The sequence below is a fragment of the Paenibacillus sp. JT22N7 genome (genome assembly GCF_059383875.1).
The window spans coordinates 782,383-803,595 of sequence record NZ_JBXENY010000001.1; the positions used below are offsets into that span (position 1 = coordinate 782,383).

Below are 21,213 nucleotides of genomic sequence, written 5' to 3' on the forward strand. Positions count from 1 at the left end.
GAGGCGTGTGGAAAAATTGGACGTTTGTACCGTCACATTCGCATTTCAGCTAATGCCTAGTTGAAAAAACGGAAGCTTGGCAAGGGCATATTGCCTTGCGGGTATTTCGTACAGCACAGCTGTTTACTATGCTGCCATTCATCTATACAGCGCAGGCTTGACCGGAGGAAGCGGGCAGCCGATGCCTGGTACTGGAATAGGACGCTTGAACTGGCGAATATGTTTAATCCGCGATTCGGCGATCGTTTCCATCGCATTTCCCGCTTGTACGCTCGATGATGAGCCCATAGCAATAATATAAACGCAGCCCACTACGATGCGCGGACAATGATTGGTACGCTTAATATGGATGATGTCTTTAGCTGGGCCATCAAAATCATCAAATATTGGAAACGACTGGGTGAATAAATCATATGATTCAAAATAAACATCGCCCGCCCGAGTGTGGTCAATTTCCCGCTGCAGCGCAAGCGCACGAAGCTTCGGCGTCGATTGCCCGCGATCTCCGAGCTGGACGATGGCCGCTCCCGAGGCGCTGATAATCGTCAAACCGCCAACCTCAGCCGTACGAATCGGGTAGCTCATTCCGAGCCTTCCCCTTCCGCGCTGCTGGCGCCACCTGGTTCTGGAAAAGGTGCGAGTGGACCAACGATTACGGATTCAGGCGGTGTATCAAAAATGGAATAAAGCGTAACATAGTCGCTATCGCCGATTTGAAAATGCGATGCGCTGGATATGCCAAGTATGTCAACTTTACCAACGCTTAGGCAATCATTGTGTACGACAAATTTAATCATGGGCTTTCCTTACGCCTCCATTCTGTAATTGCTGCATATATTGAAGCATTGCCGCATCGGCATCGCGAGCGGTTTTGGCGAACACCTCGGCTCGGTTTTGCTGGGCAGCGGTTTCCTCGCTAACCCCATCCTGGCGGGGCAGTGACCTGGCGTAATATTGGATGCGGGCAGGCATTTGGCTGCGGATATCGGACAGAATGAGTCTGCGGTGATGGGGATCAAGCGGCATGCAAAACTGTTTTTCCATTTGCATCAGCTTCTGTGCGCCTTCATTGTCGATATACTGATTCATATCATTTTGAATCGGAGCATAGGGATCTGTTGGCTGAGCTGCATCATTAGGCGGAGCGGGATAGACGAGCGGCTTGGATATGGCCATCTGCTCAATATCGCCATTCATATTCGGCGATCCCTGTGGAGTCATGCCGATATTGAGCGTGCCTTCAAGCTTTTCTACCTTCAACTGGTCAAAATGGTACTGCAAATTTTCCACATTATAAGTAGGTTTCGCTTCAAGCTTTTTGAGCTGCTCGCAGATGGCCGCAAGCTGCTGCTCCAACGCGGTGATGCTTTCCTGCTGGCATTGGAGCTGCTTTGCGACGTCAAGCGACCAGGCCTGCCATGGCGACAGCTGATTCGGCTGCTGCTGCATCGTTGAAACCTCCTGTCCTTAGGTCGGATTGGGCAGCGGAACGAAGGAAAGCGGATTTTCGCCCCCCAGCTGGGCGGCTGGTCCCGTGAAGCCGCCCGTATTATACAGCTGGGACAAGGAGCGAATGGAGCCTGCGCTGCCAATTTGCAGGACAGAGCTGTTCGAAACGCTGTCCACGCGGAGCTGATGAATCGTAATCGTCTGATGAACGGTCCAATTCATACGACATTGACCCCGCTCGCAACTTCATTTTGCGAGCTGTCCTGTACGTCTGGATCAAGCGTATTCGTGGCGCTTACGGCGTTGTTTGAATTCGTCAGACTGCCGGTAAGGAAGGAGCCTGAGCCAGCATAGGTTTTGGAAGTGCTGGAGGGCGACATTTGCACGGCGTCGCCAAACTGGACGATGGAGCTGGAGCCGACGCTAACGATTTTTACGAATCCGACTATAGCGGGCATAGCAAAGACCTCCTTGCTGCTAAGCGTATGGTTGTAATATCGTATGCGGCATTCGCCCAGAGGTTCCCTGCTGGGTATATGTTGAGAACAGCGATATTTGCAAATACTGAAAAGCCATATCTCCTTTACTTTTGTTTTGCCGCAGAAGCAGCTAAAGAGGTATCCGCCTAACTGGGCGGCGCATATAGTGGAGATAGGCCGGGAGGTGGGAGGTAAACGATGGATTCTAAATGGGATGAGCTCGAACGCTGGGTAGAAGGGCAGAAGCTGCCTAAAGGCTTTGATGTGCTGCGCGAGCCGGACTGGGTGGAGCAATTTGTGCGCAAAATGATGACCAAAGCGCTGCCTGAAGCTGCCGGAGCCATTGCGGAGCAAGCTTCGCCGTACTCTTTTTCCCAGAGCGAGCAATTTATCATCGTCAAATACCCGCTTCCCGCACATGTGCGCTCGGAAGAGCTTCGTTTATGGGTAAAGGAAGACCGCCTGCGCGTTGAAGGGCTGCCCGGCAATAGGAAGGAAATGATTAAGCTGCCTGTTGGAGTGCGCCCACGCGTATGCAGAGCAATTGTGAAGGACGGCGAGCTTCGTGTGAAGCTGCGCAAGCGGCCGGTGGGGCGGAAGTATTATGAGGCGGATATTCGGTGGCAGGAGTAGAGCGGAAGAAGTATACAAGACGATTGAACCTTGCTGAACAAGTTTTCCTTGCCCGCTGCCTGAAGCTCAAGAAGAAAAGGAATGCTGGCCATGTAAAAAGATGAACGTTGTTTTTTGTCTGATACTTAGTCGATAATAAAAGAGTAAATTTGAAAGCGATTACATATAAAAAAGGGACAACCTTGCTTAGGCCATTCGAAAATGTAGGAGATAAGAGAGCGGATTAGCTACTGTGCTGCTCTCTATTTTTCATTTCTTTTTTTAAATCAAATAATGGTAAATGGAAATAAATTAATAATAATTTTCACTTTTAAAATAAAAAAACATCGATTAGTGAAGGTGATTATTTTATGATAAACACAGAAACGATCATTTGAAGGAGGAGACGAAAAAATGTTCAGAAAGTCATTTGCATTATTGGTAGCGTTTACATTATGGCTAAACGTATTGCCCAGCACCTTCATATTCGCTCAGCAGGAAGAGGCTGCATTTCAAAATCCATTATTATGGGCTGACGTTCCAGATCCAGATGTTATTCGTGTAGGCGACGTCTATTACATGTCCAGTACGACTATGCATATGAATCCAGGTGTACCAATTATGAAATCAACTGATCTCGTACACTGGGAAATCGTCAATTATGTGTATGATATTTTGGCTGATAATGACGAGCAGACGTTTCGAAATGGAAAGAGCGATTATAGCAAAGGCTCGTGGGCCAGCAGTTTAAGGTTTTATAATGGCAGCTATTATGTCGCATTTTCTTCATACAGTACCGGTAAAACCTATATCTATCAAACGGCCGATATTGAAAAAGGGCCTTGGACCAGATCCGAGCTTGACGGGGTTTTTCATGATATGTCGTTGCTGTTTGATGATGATGGGCGTGTGTACATGGTTTACGGCGGCGGGGATATTAAAATCATTGAGCTTACCGCAGATGCGACTGCGATTAAAGTCGGCGGTCTAAACAAAATCCTTATCCCCGACGCCAGCTTGGTAGCAAGCACAATAGAGAACGTAGGTTTACCTGCAGAGGGCTCTCACATTCAAAAAATAAATGGATATTATTATGTATTCAATATCGCATGGCCTAAAAATTCACCTCGTGTTCAAATCGTCCATCGCGCCTCAACAATCGATGGTACATATGAGGGAAGACTTGCATTAAGCGAAGGAACTGCACAGGGTGGCATTGTCGACACGAAAGACGGCAAATGGTATGGCCTGTTGTTCAGAGATCACGGCGCAGTAGGACGAATACCGTTTCTGGTACCCGTTGCTTGGGAAAATAATTGGCCGGTGTTCGGCGTCAACGGTACAATTCCGGAAAACATTAAAATGCCTGTAAGCGGAGTAAGCGCGAACAGCAATTTTGCAGCTTCCGATGAGTTCTACCAGAACGCAGAGAGAGTGGGAGCTTCACAATTTAATGCATTAGGCCGTTCATCAGCGAATGCGGCTGCTATGCAACAAATTTCAGGCCTAGATGCACAGCTTTCCGCAGAGGAAGGACAAGAGCTTCTGCTCAACGGCAGCTTTGAAGAAGGTCAAGACCCATGGACAGCTCATGATCAGGCCATTGTTACGGTAACAGACAGCGTATATCACAGCGGCTCCAACAGCATGCACGTCAGCAGCAGACAGGCTACAGGGGCAGGGGTTCAGCAACGGCTTGCCAGTAAAGTAAAGGCTGGCGGCACCTATAAATTTTTAGCAAAAGTAAAATATGAAGGTGACGACTCGCTTCCTGCTAGAAGGCAATTTAATATCGCAATGCAGGATGGAGATTGGACAACGATCAAGGTGATGGGATCAGCTATGGTAAACAAAGGGGAATGGGGAACGATTGCAGGCACCTACACCATCCCGGCAGATGCCGAGCTTCATGAGCCGATTATTTTCATCGAAACATCCTGGACAGCTGAGCAAGATCCGGTTAAGGATTTGATGAATTTTTATGTGGATGACGTGTCACTCATTGACGTTACTCCAGCCGAAGGTGTGGACCAAACAAACGACGGAGAATATGACTACAATGGCTCCAATCTTGCCTTAGTATGGCAGTGGAACCATAACCCGGACCAAAATCATTGGTCGTTGACACAGCGTCCAGGCTATTTGCGGCTTACGAACGGAAGGAAGAGCACAAGCATCGAAAATGCTAGAAATACGCTTACCCAACGAACGTTTGGGCCAGAAAGCTCCGGCAAAGTGGCAATGGATATAAGCCAAATGAAAAATGGAGATTTTGCTGGTCTCGCCGCTTTTCAGAAGGACTATGGAATTGTAGGTGTGAAAATGGAGGGGAATTTGAAATCCCTCGTTATGGTGAATGCAAGCTCAGGAACAGCAGAAGAGTTGGCAAGTATTCCACTCACACAGGACAGAGTCTACTTAAAAGTCGAATTTGACTATAGGAATTTTACCGATAAAGCCAATTTCTACTATAGTCTAAATGGCGTTGAATGGCGAGCAATAGGAAATACCCTTCAATTGAGCTATAAGCTTGATCATTTTATGGGCTATCGATTCGCATTGTTTAATTTTGCTACCAAGACTACAGGCGGATATGTAGATTTTGATTACTTTAGAGCAGCCGACAAGCTGACGGGAACCGATTCAGCCGCAACCGTCCTGCAAGCAGATTTGGGAAATGTGCCGGATGTTATTGGCGTTCAGAATATGGAGCTTTCCGTACCCGTAAAGATGGAAGCGCTTCCGGATGAGGGGTATAAGTCGATTTCAGCGTCCTTCAACATCCCTGATTATTTAACGGTAACCGATGTTGCGTTTAATGCTGACAATCTGACTGGAAAGGGGGCGTATACGTATGACGATCATCATCTTCAGCTGCATGTATCTGGGGACAAGGTGAAGTTCGCCAACGCATCCTCCGACCTTTTTGCGACGATCAAGCTGAAGGTCGATGGATTTGTGCCATCTGATCGTACCGTTTTCATTCGCACAGACTACATTGCTGTTGAAGGCGGAAATGTCGTTTACAACGTTCATGATGCAGTAGCGAGCATTGGATTAAAGCAGTTAGATACGAAAGCGCTCGCGAAAATCCCGGGCTACTCCAATCCCCTGATGAGCCACAAGCTGGGAGCTGATCCGTATGCATTAGTTTTTGATGGAAGAGTTTACATCTATATGTCGAGTGACGCCTTCGAATATGATAGCAGCGGAAATATTAAAGATAATTCGTTCGCTAATTTGAATAAAGTACATGTGATTTCCTCGGCAGATATGGTGAACTGGACGGATCATGGCGCAATTCCAGTGGCGGGATCGGGCGGCATTGCGGACTGGGCGACTTTTTCTTGGGCGCCGGCAGCTGCTCATAAGCAAATAAACGGCAAGGATAAGTTCTTCCTTTATTTTGCTAATGGTGCAGGAGGAATTGGCGTGCTGACTGCGGACAGCCCGCTCGGACCGTGGATTGATCCGCTCGGAGAAGCGTTGATAACCGGAAATAAGCCTGGCGTTCCCGGCGTCGTCTGGCTGTTTGACCCGGCAGTACTGGTTGATGACGACGGCAAAGGTTATTTGTATTTTGGCGGGGGCATTCCTGGTGAACCTAACTCGACCGCAGAACAAATGGCTCATCCCAACACCGCCAGAGTAATTCAACTGGGTGATGATTTGATCAGTACAGTAGGGTCGGCGGTTACGATCGATGCGCCTTTCATGTTCGAGGATTCCGGCATTCATAAGTATAATGGAAAATATTATTACTCCTATTGTTCGAATTTTGCGGGTACTCATCCGGAAGGCACACCGCCTCCAGGTGAAATTGCTTATATGGTGAGCGACAGTCCTATGGGGCCGTTTACGTATGTCGCCCCAATTCTGAAAAATCCGTATACGTTTTTCGGGGTTGGCGGCAATAACCATCATGCTATTTTCGAGTTTAATGGAGAGTGGTATGTTACCTACCATGCGCAGACCGTCAGCAAAGCTTCTATAGGGGACGGAAAAGGCTATCGTTCCACTCATATTAATAAGGTTGAATTTTATGAGAATGGACGAATGAAAGAGATTCAAGCTGATATGGAAGGTGTCGCTCAACTGAAAACGCTCGATCCCTATCAAAGAACGGAAGCAGAAACAATTGCATGGCAAGCAGGCATTTTGACAGAAATATTTGAAGCGCCAGGCAGCCAAAGCACAAACCCTAATCTGAATGTCACAAATATTCATAACGGGGATTGGCTGGCGGTTGCGAATGTTGATTTCGGCAATGATGGGGCCGGGTCATTCGAAGCCAATATTGCTTCAGTCGTAGGCGGGAAAATTGAGATTCGTATAGATAGTCCTATTGGTGAGGTTATAGGTACGCTTGATGCGGCTTCTACAGGCGGGGAGCAAGCTTGGAAGCTGATAAAAACAGATGTAAGTTCTGTTAAAGGGGTTCACAATGTTTTCTTGATGTTCAAAGGAGAAGGCGAGAGCAATCTTTTTAATATGGATGATTGGAAATTCACCGCTCTTGAAACGGAGGAAAACATTCCCCTGCAATCCGTCAGCATTTCATATGGGGCACAAACCCTTAAAGTGAATGAGCAATTGGCTGTTAACTCGGCGCTTGATCCAACTGATGCAACCAACCCCGCTTATCAATGGGAGGCTAGCGGTTCTATTAGCATCGTAGGCGACAGCAACAAAGCTGCCGTAACCATTAAAGGCTTGTCGGCTGGATTAGGGACGCTGACATTAACTGCTGTTGCCGGAGGCAAAGAGAAAAAAGCGGTAACGCAAATTACGGTAACGGGCGAAAACAACGGAGGCAGTAATGGTGGCAGCAATGGTGGAAACAACGGAGGAAGCAGCGGTGGCGGTGCACCAGCAGCTACACCAGGGACAGGAAGCAGCAGTATCGACATCCTAATCAACGGCAAGGTTGTGAGTGCCGGAACTGGAACTGCCGATGTGACAAATAAAAATGGGAAAACCGTTACAACGGTTGTGTTTGACGAGCAGAAGCTGAAGCAGCTGCTTGCTTCGTTGGGGGACAATGCGGTCATTACGATTCCCGTTTATAACGGCTCCGACATCGTTATCGGGCAGTTGAATGCGCAAATGCTAAAAGGCTTAGGAGAGAAGAAAGCTGTAATCGAGATCAAAACCGATCGGGCAGCCTATACTGTGCCTGTGCAGCAAATCGAAAGGAACGTGATAATCGGTCAGCTGGGGGCCATGATCAATTTACAAGATACGACGATGCAATTTGAAATTGCAGAAGCGTCCGAGGAAATGGCAAAAGTGGTAGAGAATGCGGCTGCTCGGGAGGGATTTAACCTAGTCATACCGCCAATTGATTTTAAAATTAGTTTTATAAATAAAGATTCTGTCATTCATCTGACGAAGTTCAATGCTTATGTCCAGCGGACAATTACTCTTCCAGAGGGTATTCATCCGGACCAAATAACAACAGGCATTGTAATAGAGCCTGATGGAATAGTTCGTCATGTGCCAACTAAAATCGTTCAGGTGGACGGCAAGTATTATGCGTTGCTGAACAGCTTGTCGAACAGCACCTACTCGATTATTTATCATCCCGTAATGTTCAAGGATGTCGCAAATCATTGGGCAAAGGATGCCGTCAACGATATGGGCTCAAGAATGGTCATTAATGGCATCGGCCAAAATTTGTTTAACCCAAGTGCAGCCATCACACGGGCCGAATTCGCAGCAATCATTGTAAGGGGACTGGGATTGGAGCTGGAAAGCGGCACACCTCCATACTCGGACATTTTGGCGAAGGATTGGTACAGCAGCGCGGTCATGACTGCCCAAGCCTACGGACTTATCCAAGGATTCGAGGATGGCACATTCCGGCCGAAAGAGAAAATTACTCGCGAGCAGGCGATGACGATTTTAGCAAAGGCGATGGTCATGACCGGTCAGAAAGCGAAGCTTTCCAGTCAAGCTGCGAGCGAGCTATTAAAGCCCTATACCGATGCATCGGAGGTGGCTGACTGGGCGAAAAGCGGAATAGCGGACAGCATACAAGCGGGCATCGTAACTGGTAGAAATGAAGCTATACTTGCTCCGAAAGCGCAGGTGACAAGGGCCGAGGTTGCCAAGATGGTGCAGCTGCTGCTGCAGAAGTCGGATTTAATCTAATTTTTGGAGTTGTTCGGGTGTGTAGGCATGCCGGTGTCAGCATGTGGTTTCTTACTAGCGTTTATTTCGGCCCTATTTCATCTGACGAAGAAGTTTCAAACACATCCGTCCATCATCCAATAAAGGAGATGGGCGGATGATTTATTTTTTAAGTAAAGGACGGGTAACAAAATAAAGAGATGTGTATTGTGTTATCAGCCCGTAATTCGGATAATTAGAAGCATAGAATGGAAATGGATCGATATTTTCAAATGTGAAATGGGGTCACACCTGTTGAAAATACCAATAATGAACAAGGTCAAGCTTTTGCTTACTGCATTATTGTCAGTTCAACTCCTTGCGTCATGCGACTATAGCAGCGGCACCAACAAAGAAGTATCTAGTGAATTTGAAGGAGAGACTGCCTATCAGGGTGCCGCGCTAAGCCAATATAATCCAGCTATTGAATTAACCTTTGCAAGAGAAAGCGACGATAGCTTGGAGAATTTAATCAGCCAATTGCCAGAAGAAACGTTTGAGGATAATAGGTGGAATCGACTATATGAACAGATGCTGGGCATTAAAATTAAATATGATTGGGTTGCCAAGGGGGACCTTTATCATCAGAAACTAAGCGGTGCATTTGCTTCAGGAGATATACCCGATGTCGTCAGAGTCAATGCGCAGCAGCTGAGGATGCTCAGCAATGCTGGACTGATTCAAGATCTATCTGCTGCTTACGAGCAATATGCCTCTTCGTTTACGAAGAAAATTTTAAGCCAAGAAGGGACGGGCCCTTTCGAAGCGGCAACGGTCGATGGTAGGCTGATGGGAATACCAGAGACCAGCTCTTCTATTGAAGGGGCGATGTTTATTTGGCTGCGTACAGATTGGTTGGAGCAAGTCGGTTTAAAACCGCCGAAAACGATGGGCGACGTTTTAGCTATTTCGAAAGCGTTTACAGAAAATGACCCTGACAATAATGGCATTAATGATACGTTTGGACTAGCCGTGACCCAATATTTATTCGATCCCGTTATGGGCTTGGCAGGCTTTATGGCAGGCTATGAGGCTTACCCTAACCTATGGATCAAGGACAAGTCGGGAAAACTCTTATATGGCGGGATTCAACCCGAAGTGAAAGAGGCGTTAAAGGTGCTTCAAAATATGTATCGGGATGGTCAAATCGATAGCGAGTTTGGGCTTAAGGATGGTTTGAAAGAAGAAAAGCTAATTGCTGAGAGCCATATTGGCATGTTTTATGGAGAGCAATGGGGGTCTTTTTTAGCTCAAACCAGCCGTGCTGCTCAACCAAATGCAGAGTGGCAGGCATTTCCGATCGTTTCTGTGTCAGGAGAAGAGCCGATGGTACCGCTGCGGTTCAGCACGAGCCAGTTTCTTGCCGTTAGAAAAGCTTATCCCCATCCTGAAGCAATCGTTAAGCTTTTTAATTTGCATTTGGAGAAAAACTGGGGGGAAACGGCTGAATATGAAACCTATTACAGCTCTCCATTACCGGTATGGAAGCTTTCACCGGTTACCCCTTTTCCAGCGATGAAAAACTTGGAGGCGTATCGCCAAATTGCTGAGTCAGAAAGAACCGGCGATCATTCTGTCTTAAAGGATGAAGCCAGTTCCATCTACAAAAACATTCAAGCCTACCGTACTGGCCATGTGAACAAGGAGTCAGGATGGGGATGGGAGCGGACCTATGGGCCGAATGGGGCTTTTGCGATCCTTGATCAATACATGAAGAATAATCAGCTATTGTACGAAAGCTTTGTAGGGCCTCCAACGGAAACGATGATAGTGAAGCAAGCCATTTTGTATAATCAACAGATCGAAACGTTCGTGAATATTATACTTGGCAGTCCCATAGACGAGTTTGATCGGTTTGTAGACGATTGGAATAAGCTGGGCGGGAGTCGTATAACAGCGGAGGTAAATCAGTGGTATGCAGAAAGAGGCAGTGATTTTAAGTAAGAAGACTCTCCTTCGACTCTGTATGCTAGAAGACAAGACACTTGCTCATCACTTATTAAAGCAGCATCGGAGGAATTGGTTTGCTTAAATTTCCCGCCCATTCATGGCGAAATACGATATTTATACGACAGGTCATTATTTATCTCATTGTGATTCTGCCTATCATCCTGCTAGGCGTCTATTTGTATAATTGGAGCTATAAAAATGCGAGTGAAGGCCTGTCAAGAACTTCCGAGGCGCAATTATCGAATTATTTGGAAGCCTTTAATCGGGAAATTGAATGGATGGAGCTGCAGGAGTTCGACTTGTTGGAAGATAATGAATTGAATAGGCTCGTTGTCACTTGGGAAATGATGGACAATGTTGAAAAAAGAGCGAGCTTAAATTATTTGATCCGTCGCTTAACTTCTTTTAAAAATAGCAGTGTTTATATTAAAGATGTTTATGTGCATATCCGTCCTGTTAACAAAACAATTTCGTTCGGCAATGCGATCTCTGATCTTGACGTTGAAAAGTTCAATTACTTTCGCTTCAGTATTGGGAGGAGCGAGCAGCGACTTGTAAAGTGGGGGAACACTCTTCATCTTAGCACCTCAAAGTATAACGGCATGAAGGGAGAAGAGCCGCTATTCGTCATACAAATTGAATTAGATAGGGAAAAGCTGAGATATGCCTTGGACCAAGTCAATATTTATCCGGAAAGCGGGTCATTTCTCATTTCGGATACAACGGGATTTGTATTGATGAGCGACGAGCAATTAAGTGGAAGGCTTCAAGGCGATATAAGAGAAGTAGAAGAAGCCAGCACGACCAAGCTGATTATTGATGGCAAAAAGTATCATATTGACAAAGCACATTCGGATAAATTGGGTGTTACCGTCGCTTCGTATTTGCCCGAGGAAACCGTACGCAAACCGCTGGGCAAATTTGTAATCTGGGCTTGGCTATTCGCGATCATGACCTTCATTGCCATCGCTATCTATTCTTATTCAACTTATAAATTCGTTCATAAACCATTGCTGCTTCTCGTTCAGAGCTTTAGGAGAATGGAAGGAGGGGCATTGGATATTCATATTGAGCATGAGGAAAAGGATGAATTCGGCTACCTGTATAATCGGTTCAACCAAATGCTGAATAAATTGCAGGCACTGATTGATCAGGATTTCAAGCAAAAGCTGATGATGCAGCGGGCAGAGCTGAAGCAGCTTCAATCTCAAATCAATCCCCATTTTCTTTATAACAGCTTTTTTATTCTCAATTCCTTGGCTAGAACCGGAGATACGGAGCGCATTGAAGAATTTACAAATATGCTAGGGGAATATTTCAGGTTCATTACCCGTAATGGGGAGGATAATGTGCTGCTAGCTGAGGAAACGAAGCACTCCCGCATGTACACCGAAATTCAGAAGCTCCGGTTTTCAAGGCGGATTCGTGTGGAATTTGATGAATTGCCAAAGGAAATGGCGAATATCCATGTGCCCAGGCTTATCATTCAGCCTATTATCGAAAACGCATATGAGCATAGTCTAGAGAAAATGACGGAAGATGGTCTGCTTCGAGTTGCTTTTGAGCTGGATGAGACTGCAGCTCAAATTATCGTGGAGAACAATGGGAATCGACTGAGCGATACCGAGATCGAAGACTTACAGCATCGCCTAGACAGCACTACAGAGTCTTATGAAATGACAGGCATGATGAACATTCATAGGCGCATTATTTTAACGTATGGAAGAAATAGCGGTTTGCATCTGTCTAGAAGCGAGCTGAATAGTCTCAAGGTCGTCATTCGCATCAAGCTGAAGGAGGAGAACGAGATTGCTTAGACTGCTAGTCGTAGATGATGAAGACATCATTACGGATGGGTTATATGAAGTGTTCCAGCAATGGATGCCAGACAAGCTCGATGTCTGTAAAGCGTACTCTGGCAAAGAAGCGCTAAATTGGTTGAAACGTACCCGAATTGACATCGTTCTGACTGACATTAGCATGCCAGGCATGAGCGGTTTAGAATTGTCGGATGAGATTCAGATGTATTGGCCAAGATGCAAAATCATCTTCCTAACGGGCTATAGCGAGTTTCAGTATGCTTATAAGGCGATTCAAATGTCCAATGTTCGATATTTATTGAAAACAGAAGGGTATGCGAAAGTTACTGAAGTTGTACAGGAAGTCATTCAAGAGATTCATCAAAACAATCAATTGAGCGCATTAGTCGAGCAATCCCGCGAACAGGTTGATGCGCTTGAATTTATGGCGCAAGGAGAGTATATCAGACATCTTCTGCAACAAAGCCACCTTCTATGCCTTGAGCAAGAGGTGCTGGTCAAGGAATTCGGCAAACTGAACATCGATCTGAATCCTTTGATTCCGGTTGTAATGGTAGTTGGTCATTTGTCATATCCAGCTGAGACTCCTTACTCCGATAGAAGCGAGCTTGTTCATTCCACCAGAATAATCTGGCATTCCTATTTGTCAAAGCAGACGCGGCATATTGGAATTGTTGATAAGCACGGAGATTTGTTATGGCTGCTTCAGCCTTCAGAACATGTCGAGGAGAGGCTATATAATCATTTGATTCGTTATTTGGAAGGAACGCTGGAGCTCATCCAGGAGACATGCTTGGAATCGCTCGGCTTAACGATTGCCTTCACCATAAGCGGTGCTTCTTGTGAATGGGAAGCGGTAACACAGCAATATGAAAGGCTGCGCCAGCTGCATCAAATGACCATTGCCGACGGATTATCCATTATTTTAATGGATCGCACGGAGCAGCTTGAGCCTTCAAACAGGAAAGAAGACGGTATGCTTGCTCAAAAAATAGAGTTAATGGAAGCCTATCTTGAGGCTGGGAGGAAAGATAAGTTTTGTGAAGTGCTGGAGGAATTGACGGCCAGCATGCTGCATGCAACGGCCCATGTTCACCGAACGATAGAGAGCTATTATTCTATCGCGCTCGTGCTGCTTTCTTCCATTAATCGCGGGGGACTTTATCACCAGATCGGTGATTATGGAAAACTGATGCGTCTGGATGAGCATTCATCCATGAAGGAGGGGATTGCCTATTTGCATGTCATTGCCGAACGCCTATTCAAAGTTAAGCATAACGGCGAGCTAGAGCGGGCAACCAGTGTAATCGACCGTATATGCCGATATATCGAAGAACATTTAAGCGAGGATTTGTCCTTAGTTCGGCTGGCGGAAATTAATTATTTTAATCCATCCTACTTATCCCGTTTTTTTAAGCAGGAGCGCGGAGTGAATTTATCTGAATATATAGATAGCTGCCGCTTGAAAAAAGCGAGAGAGCTGCTAAGGAACGGGGAGCTTAAAATTCGAGAAGTATCGTCCGCCGTCGGTTACGAAGCGGCACATTCGTTTACGCGCTTTTTCAAGAAGGCTACGGGAATAACGCCGCAAGAATATCGGGATACCTTTCCTACAGGAATAAATGAAAGCGAACGTACAAGGAGAATATGAAATGAATGACCTATTGCCCGCGAGTGCATTCGGGAAGGTGCCGCCACAAGGCAATCCGCTTGTCTCCCACAAGTTTGGAGCAGACCCGTATGCCTTAGTAGTAGAGAAGCGCGTCTATCTCTATATGACGAACGATGTTTTGGAATATGGCGAAGATGGAAATATGAAAGAAAATACGTATGGAACCATCAACAAAATCACGGTTATTTCCTCGGATGATTTGATGAACTGGACGGATCATGGCGAAATCCGGGTGGCAGGCCCGCAGGGCGCAGCCAAATGGGCCACGCAGTCGTGGGCGCCAGCAGCAGCGCATAAAATAATCGACGGCAAGGATAAATATTTTCTTTATTTTGCCAACAATGCAAGCGGAATTGGCGTATTGTCAAGCGATAGCCCGGTAGGCCCGTGGGTTGATCCCATTGGGCAGCCCTTAATTTCGAGATCAACGCCTGGCGTGGAGAATGTGACGTGGCTTTTCGATCCTGCCGTATTGGTCGATGATGACGGAAAGGGCTATATCTATTTTGGCGGGGGCGTTCCCGAGGGGAAGGATGAGATGCCCAATACTGCGCGCGTCATGCAGTTAGGTGATGATATGACGAGCGTTGTCGGCGAGGCAGCCGTCATTCCTGCCCCGTATATGTTCGAGGATGCCGGCATCAATAAGCGGGATGGGATTTACTACTATACCTATTGCTCGAACTTCTATAATGGCGCTCGCCTGGAGGGGAGTCCGCCCGCAGGCGAAATTGCCTATATGACAAGCGACAAGCCGATGGGGCCATGGACTTATCGTGGAACGATTCTCAAAAATCCAGTGCACTTCTTCGGTATTGGCGGAAACAACCATCATGCCATTTTCCAGTTCCATGATGCTTGGTATATCGCTTATCATGCCCAGACCTTATCCAAAACGCTTGGCGTTCCGAACGGCTATCGCTCCACGCACCTGAACCAGCTTGCGTTTAAGGATGGTTTGATTCAAGAAATCCATGCTGATTATGAAGGTGTCCGGCAAGTAAAGGCATTTAATCCCTACGATCGTGTTGGCGCGGTGACGATGGGGTGGAGTGCGGGCGTTGCTGTGGAAGCCATCGCAAGCGAGAACGATCCGCAAAGCCCGCTAATGGCTGTAACGGACATTAATAACGGGGATTGGCTCGCTTTATCCAAGGTGGAATTTGGGGGGAAAGGAGCCGCGGCTTTTAAGGCTTCAGTCTTGAATGTAGGTGCGGCTAGCAAAATGGAGCTCCGCTTGAATGCCCCGGACGGAAAGCTGGTTGGGACGCTCGCGATTCCGAACATGACCGGTCAGGGCTGGATGGAATGGCAAACAGAAGTCTCGGGTGCTGACGGTGTGCACGATTTGTACTTTGTGTTCTGCGGGGAACCTGGCAATCCATTGTTTAAATTTTACGATTGGCAGTTTGGCGAATAAGCGGTATATCAGCTTGAAATGACCTTGAATTGGAGGAGAATTCCTATGTCTCATGCACCAGTACCTAATCAACCACTTGTTACCCATATGTTTACGGCAGATCCTTCTGCACACGTATTTGAAGGCAAAATCTATATTTACCCGTCTCATGACCTCGACCACGATGGCCCTGACAACGATAATGGGGATCAATACGCGATGGAGGATTATCATGTGCTATCCCTAGATAATTTTGAAACGGCTGTTGTTGACCATGGCGAGGTTTTGCATCTAAAGGATGTACGATGGGCCTCCAAGCAGCTATGGGCGCCGGATGCTGCCTATAAGAACAATCTGTATTATTTGTTTTTTCCCGCTCGGGATCATGAAGGGATATTTCGAATTGGCGTAGCCACAAGCACGACACCAGCGGGTACCTTTGCCCCAGAGCCAGACTACATTGCGGGCAGTTTCAGTATTGATCCGGCTGTATTCGTGGATGACGACGATAAGTCCTATATCTACTTTGGAGGTCTTTGGGGAGGACAATTGGAAAAATGGCAGAACGGCGTCTTCGAGGCAGACGCAGCAGGTCCGAATGAGGGGGAGACAGCGCTGGGTCCGCGTGTCGCTTTGCTGAGCGAGGATATGCTGTCTTTCCAAGAGGATCAACAGGAGATTTCGATTCTCGACGAGAACGGCAGCCCGATTTTAGCTGGTGATGAGGATCGACGATATTTCGAAGGACCTTGGGTGCATAAGTATAACGGCTGGTACTATTTGTCGTACTCAACAGGGACTACGCATAAGCTGGTTTACGCGGTTAGCCGTAACCCGATGGGTCCCTATACGTTCAAAGGGACCATTCTTACGCCGGTAATCGGCTGGACAACCCATCATTCTATCGTGCAGTTCGAGGACAAATGGTATTTATTCTATCACGACAGCTCCCTCTCTGAAGGCGTCAATCACAAGCGCTGTGTTAAATTTACAGAATTGCACTACAATGAGGACGGGACGATTCAGATGATCGATCCTTATGCGAAGGAAAGCAAAGCATAGCATATAAATACGATAATGCTTGAGGAGTGAATCGTGTGAGCAAGACGATGATAACCAACCCAATCATATGGGCAGATATCCCTGATCCAAGCGTCATTAGAGTGGGAACGACCTTCTATATGGTTAGCACAAGCATGCACACGATGCCTGGGTGCCCAATTATGAAGTCGGAGAACCTACTGCATTGGGAAATTGTAAACTATGTGTTCGATACTTTCGAGGATAATGCTGCTCATAATTTGCTTGACGGGAAAGGTATTTATGGCAAAGGTTCGTGGGCCGCATGCTTGCGCCATCATAACGGCAGGTTTTATGTATGCTTCTCGAGCCTCGACATGAACCAGTTCTATGTTTACCAGACGACGGATATCGAGAATGGATGTTGGGAACGCTCCGCCATTCCAGGACTCCATCATGACCCGAGCATGCTGTTTGACGAAGGACGCGTCTATGTCATCCACGGGAACGGGGATATCCGTATTACGGAGCTCACAGCAGATGCGACGGCTCTCAAACCGAGCGGGATCGATCAATTGCTGTTTGAGACGGAGCGGGATGGAATTGGGCTGCGCTGCGAGGGCTGTCATGCTTACAAGCTGAATGGGTACTATTATTTGTTTTTCATCGAATGGCCGAATACCGGAAATCGGCGCAGACGACAGCTATGCTACCGTTCCCGAGCGCTTCTGGGCCCTTATGAGAGCAAGCTGCTGCTAGATGATGATATGGGCTATCGCAACAATGGCATCGCGCAAGGCGGCATTGTCGACACACCCGCAGAAGACTGGTTTGCAATACTGTTTCAAGACCATGATGCCGTAGGCAGAATCCCTTGCCTGCTGCCTGTCTCCTGGATAGATGATTGGCCGGTTATCGGCATAGACGGTGAAGTTCCCCCAGCATTTGACGTGCACTTGCCGAATTCGGAGCCTAAACCGTTAGTCATTAGCGATGAGTTTGAGTATGCGGAAAACAAACTGGCCTTGAACTGGCAGTGGAACCATAACCCGGATAATCGACTTTGGTCCGTAACGGCTAGGCCGGGTTTTTTGCGATTGATGACGGGGAATCCGGCAAGCAGTATTGCATATGCCCGCAATACGTTAACACAGCGGACGGAAGGCCCGGTCTGCAGCGGGATGACAATGATGGATGTTTCCCAGATGAAACCGGGTGACTATGCAGGCTTGGTTGCCTTGCAGCATTTATTCGGGACAGTAGGCATTCGGGCTGCGGACAATGGCGACCGCTATGTGGTCACATGTATGAATCAGAGCGACGGCGGTGAAGAAGCGGTTGAGCAAAGTCCATTCGAAGGCAGCCAAATACATTTGAAAATCGATTTTAATTTTAAGGACAGTGCGGATATCGCTCACTTTTACTATTCTGCGAATGGAGTGGAATGGATACGAGTCGGCCGTTCTTTACCTATGAAATATAGGTTGGAGCATTTTATGGGCTATCGGATTGGGCTGTTTAATTACGCCACCGAGCAAGCAGGCGGATATGTCGATTTCGATTATTTCCGTTATTGCAAGATTATCTAACGTAGTACAATCTAGCTTTTACCGGGTGATGTGAAGTATAACTGAGCATATACTGGATGAGATGAAGCAAATGAGCGAGCGGCCTGTGCGCAGGGGCCGCTCGTTTGCTTTTTTCTCCTGTTGCTACGCTTTAGCATCTATGATTTATCGGGTAAATTCACAAAGATCGACGGGTAGTTGCTGAAATATGAAAGCGCTATACTTTCATGGAGGAGCTGAATCAGGGTGGATTTGGTTAAAAGGCTGCCATGACACGCCCCGAGTGGGGACTTTATGGAATAAAAGTTGAAAGGCGAGGTGTCTTTAATGAAGAAAAATCGATTGAAACGCTCTATTTCATTGTTATTGGTTACCATTTTGATGATGACGGCCTTGTCGCTTAGTTTGCTGCCAAAGCAGACGAATGCGGAAGCTGGCGCAGAGACGCCAAGCGAGGCGGAACGGCTCGCGACGGATTTTGAAGACGGCACTACACAAGGCTGGCATGGACGCGGCGGCAACGAAAGTCTGACAGCTGCCTCCTCGGCCGCCCATTCGGGAGCATACGGTCTTCAGGTTACGGGGAGAGCGGAAGGATGGAACGGTCCGATGCTCGATCTGGCATCGTTTATGGAGGTTGGCAAAACCTACGCGTTTTCGGCCTGGGTTCGCCTGCCTGCGGGAATGCCTGATTCATCTATCTCTATGATGATTGAGCGGAAAACGAATGGGAATATGTTTTATGAGCCAGTTGCTGCCAAAACGGTAACAGAAAGCGGCTGGGTGAAGCTAACTGGCGCGTACAGCTTGCTCCATCCGATTGAGACCCTAGGTGTTTACTTTGAATCCATAGATCATGCGAAACTGGAATTTAATGTGGACGATGTTGTTATTGAGCGTATGCCAGATTCGGTACCCATTGAAATTCAAAAGGATATTCCAGCTCTAAAAGATGTATTTGCCGATGATTTTTTACTCGGATCCTCCTTGCTCGTGGGTGAAATTGAAGATGCTGCCGGGCCAGATGCCCAGCTGCTTCAAAAGCATTTCAACAGTCTGACCGCAGGCAATGAGCTGAAGTGGGATGCTACCGAGCCGAAGGAAGGACAATTTGATTTTACACGCTCGGATAAGATCGTTGATTTCGCTTTAGACAATGACATTGCCTTACGCGGCCATACGCTCATCTGGCATTCCCAAACGCCGGATTGGGTGTTCTACGATGAGAACGGCAACTTAGCCAGCAAGGAATTGCTGTTTGCAAGGATGAAGCGGCATATTGAGACGGTAGTCGGCCGATACAAAGGCAAAATCTACGCTTGGGATGTTGTAAATGAGGTTCTTGAGCCCGGTGACCAGAAGCCGAACGGCCTGCGCAACAGCTTATGGTATCAAATAGCTGGCGAGGAATTTATCGAGAAGGCGTTCGAATATGCGCATGAAGCAGATCCAGAGGCCAAGCTGTTCATTAACGACTACAATACGAATATTCCTGAAAAACGGCAATATTTGCATGATTTGATCAAGCGCCTGCAGGATAAGGGCATCCCTGTGGACGGTGTCGGCCATCAGACACATATTGGCATTGCGGATCCGTCCATTCAGTCTCTTGATGATATGCTTCAGGCTTTCCGGGACCTAGGCATTGAGCAGCAGATCACGGAGCTGGATATGAGTGTCTATACGAATGACACGGATTCCTATGATACGTTTCCGCTTGAGCTGCAGATTAAGCAGGCGAACCGGTACAAGGAAATTTTCGAAGTGTTTAAGAAGCACAAGGACCAGATCACTGCAGTAATCTTCTGGGGCAAGGACGACATTAATACATGGCTCCGTACCTTCCCTGTCACGCGCAATAATTGGCCGCTATTGTTCGATGAACGGCTTCAGGCGAAATTCGCGTATTGGGCACTCGTTGATCCGAGCAAGGTGCCAGTCGAAACGATGCAAGCAACGGCGACAGAGGGAAGCGCGAAGATCGATGGCAAGCTGGAGGAGGCGTGGAATAGAGCACCGCTCATATCCGTGCTGAAGGAAGGCGATGCGATTGCCAAGATTAAGACGCTATGGGATAAAAGGTATCTTTATGTAACGGTAGATGTGTTGGATAAAACGACGAATGGCAGCGATGCGGTCGAGCTTTATATGGACGCCAACAATGGCAAGACAACGTCTTACGAGGCGGACGACAAAAAATATACATTCCGGCGCAGTGGAGCGAATAAGGATAAAACCGTGAATTATATAGCAGTCAAGACGGCTGGCGGCTACCGAATAGAAGCTGCGGTTCCAATAAACGGTCTGGTGCTTGGCAAAGAGCTTGGGATTGATGTGCGAATCGTTGACAAATCCAGCAGCATAGTAACGAAGACATCTTGGAATGACACGACGAATTCGCAGGATGCCGATACGTCCAAATTCGGTGTTTTACAGCTGGTTGAAGGACCTCAATACGCTAAAGCTGTAAAAGGTACGCCAGTCATTGATGGCAGCATTGATGCGGTATGGGCAAATGCAAAATCAATCGTGACCGAACGCTGGGTCAATGGATCAAGCGGATCGAAGGCCAAGGTCAGGACGTTATGGGACGGCCGCCGTTTGTACGTGCTGGCCGAAGTAACGGACTCGCTGCTATCGAAAAAGAGTGCTAATGCGTGGGAGCAGGATTCGGTGGAAATTTTCATCGATCAAAATAATGCAGCGAGCAGCCACTACGAGTCCGATGACGGACAGTACCGGATTAACTTCGTTAATGAGCAGAGTGTCAGTCCGGTTTCACTAAGCGAGAATCTGATCTCAGCTGCGAAGCGGACGGCGAATGGTTATGTAGTGGAATCATCTATCGCGTGGATCGGAAAGGCGCCAAAAGCCGGAGATCTAATCGGCTTCGACGTACAGGTCAACAATGACGAGGATGGCGACGGAGACCGCGATAGTGTGGCCGTCTGGAATGATCGGTCCGGACAGTCGTACCAGAATACATTCGGCTTTGGGGTCTTGAAGCTGACGGGCGTGAACGGAAAGTAGCGTCGTCATATAAAGAAGCGAAAGGTGGCAGAAGAATGGCAGA

Annotated in this window: 14 protein-coding genes; 9 read left to right on the forward strand and 5 right to left on the reverse strand. The window is 47.3% G+C overall.

Annotation, left to right across the window (positions count from 1 at the left end):
• Positions 1-138 precede the first annotated feature (138 nt).
• Genes AC50Y5_RS03440 through AC50Y5_RS03460 form a run of 5 tightly spaced genes read right to left on the reverse strand, consistent with a single transcriptional unit; the run spans position 139 to position 1,907 of the window.
• Entirely contained in the window at positions 139-585 is a 447-nt protein-coding gene (locus tag AC50Y5_RS03440; protein WP_056029203.1) for a spore germination protein GerPE, read from the reverse strand.
• A complete protein-coding gene (locus AC50Y5_RS03445) occupies positions 582-797 on the reverse strand; it encodes a spore germination protein GerPD (RefSeq protein ID WP_056029200.1) in 216 nt (71 codons plus the stop codon). Before AC50Y5_RS03445 ends, AC50Y5_RS03440 begins: the two co-directional genes overlap by 4 nt.
• A complete protein-coding gene (gene gerPC / locus AC50Y5_RS03450) occupies positions 790-1,449 on the reverse strand; it encodes a spore germination protein GerPC (RefSeq protein ID WP_056029197.1) in 660 nt (219 codons plus the stop codon). The genes AC50Y5_RS03445 and gerPC overlap by 8 nt, the downstream gene beginning before the upstream one ends.
• Positions 1,450-1,467: 18 nt before the next feature.
• Positions 1,468-1,671 carry a spore germination protein GerPB gene (locus AC50Y5_RS03455; protein WP_046229874.1) on the reverse strand — a complete coding sequence of 68 codons (204 nt, stop codon included), beginning with the start codon at positions 1,669-1,671 and terminating at the stop codon, positions 1,468-1,470.
• A complete protein-coding gene (locus AC50Y5_RS03460; RefSeq protein WP_056029193.1) occupies positions 1,668-1,907 on the reverse strand; it encodes a spore germination protein in 240 nt (79 codons plus the stop codon). The genes AC50Y5_RS03455 and AC50Y5_RS03460 overlap by 4 nt, the downstream gene beginning before the upstream one ends.
• A gap of 219 nt (positions 1,908-2,126) precedes the next feature.
• Between AC50Y5_RS03460 and AC50Y5_RS03465 the strand changes: the two genes are divergently transcribed.
• The 9 genes from AC50Y5_RS03465 to AC50Y5_RS03505 all read left to right on the forward strand — a co-directional run bounded on the left by AC50Y5_RS03465 (position 2,127) and on the right by AC50Y5_RS03505 (position 21,170).
• Positions 2,127-2,561 carry an Hsp20/alpha crystallin family protein gene (locus AC50Y5_RS03465; protein WP_056029191.1) on the forward strand — a complete coding sequence of 145 codons (435 nt, stop codon included), beginning with the start codon at positions 2,127-2,129 and terminating at the stop codon, positions 2,559-2,561.
• Positions 2,562-2,954: 393 nt separating this feature from the next.
• The gene (locus tag AC50Y5_RS03470; RefSeq protein WP_494858439.1) at positions 2,955-8,693 is read left to right on the forward strand and encodes a family 43 glycosylhydrolase; all 5,739 of its coding nucleotides are present in this window, start codon (positions 2,955-2,957) and stop codon (positions 8,691-8,693) included.
• A 288-nt stretch (positions 8,694-8,981) separates the two neighbouring features.
• A complete protein-coding gene (locus AC50Y5_RS03475; RefSeq protein ID WP_494858795.1) occupies positions 8,982-10,655 on the forward strand; it encodes an extracellular solute-binding protein in 1,674 nt (557 codons plus the stop codon).
• A gap of 80 nt (positions 10,656-10,735) precedes the next feature.
• Positions 10,736-12,478 carry a sensor histidine kinase gene (locus AC50Y5_RS03480; RefSeq protein WP_494858441.1) on the forward strand — a complete coding sequence of 581 codons (1,743 nt, stop codon included), beginning with the start codon at positions 10,736-10,738 and terminating at the stop codon, positions 12,476-12,478.
• The gene (locus AC50Y5_RS03485) at positions 12,471-14,132 is read left to right on the forward strand and encodes a response regulator (RefSeq protein ID WP_494858443.1); all 1,662 of its coding nucleotides are present in this window, start codon (positions 12,471-12,473) and stop codon (positions 14,130-14,132) included. The genes AC50Y5_RS03480 and AC50Y5_RS03485 overlap by 8 nt, the downstream gene beginning before the upstream one ends.
• A gap of 1 nt (position 14,133) precedes the next feature.
• On the forward strand, positions 14,134-15,573 hold the full coding sequence (locus AC50Y5_RS03490) for a glycoside hydrolase family 43 protein (protein ID WP_494858445.1): 1,440 nt from the start codon (positions 14,134-14,136) through the stop codon (positions 15,571-15,573).
• A 45-nt stretch (positions 15,574-15,618) separates the two neighbouring features.
• Complete coding sequence (locus tag AC50Y5_RS03495; protein ID WP_494858447.1) at positions 15,619-16,614, forward strand: glycoside hydrolase family 43 protein; 996 nt, start codon at positions 15,619-15,621, stop codon at positions 16,612-16,614.
• 35 nt (positions 16,615-16,649) lie between these two features.
• Positions 16,650-18,161: a glycoside hydrolase family 43 protein gene (locus AC50Y5_RS03500; RefSeq protein WP_056029174.1), complete on the forward strand. Its 1,512-nt coding sequence runs from the start codon at positions 16,650-16,652 to the stop codon at positions 18,159-18,161.
• Between the two features lie 306 nt (positions 18,162-18,467).
• A complete protein-coding gene (locus AC50Y5_RS03505) occupies positions 18,468-21,170 on the forward strand; it encodes an endo-1,4-beta-xylanase (protein WP_494858449.1) in 2,703 nt (900 codons plus the stop codon).
• The last annotated feature ends 43 nt before the right edge of the window (positions 21,171-21,213 follow it).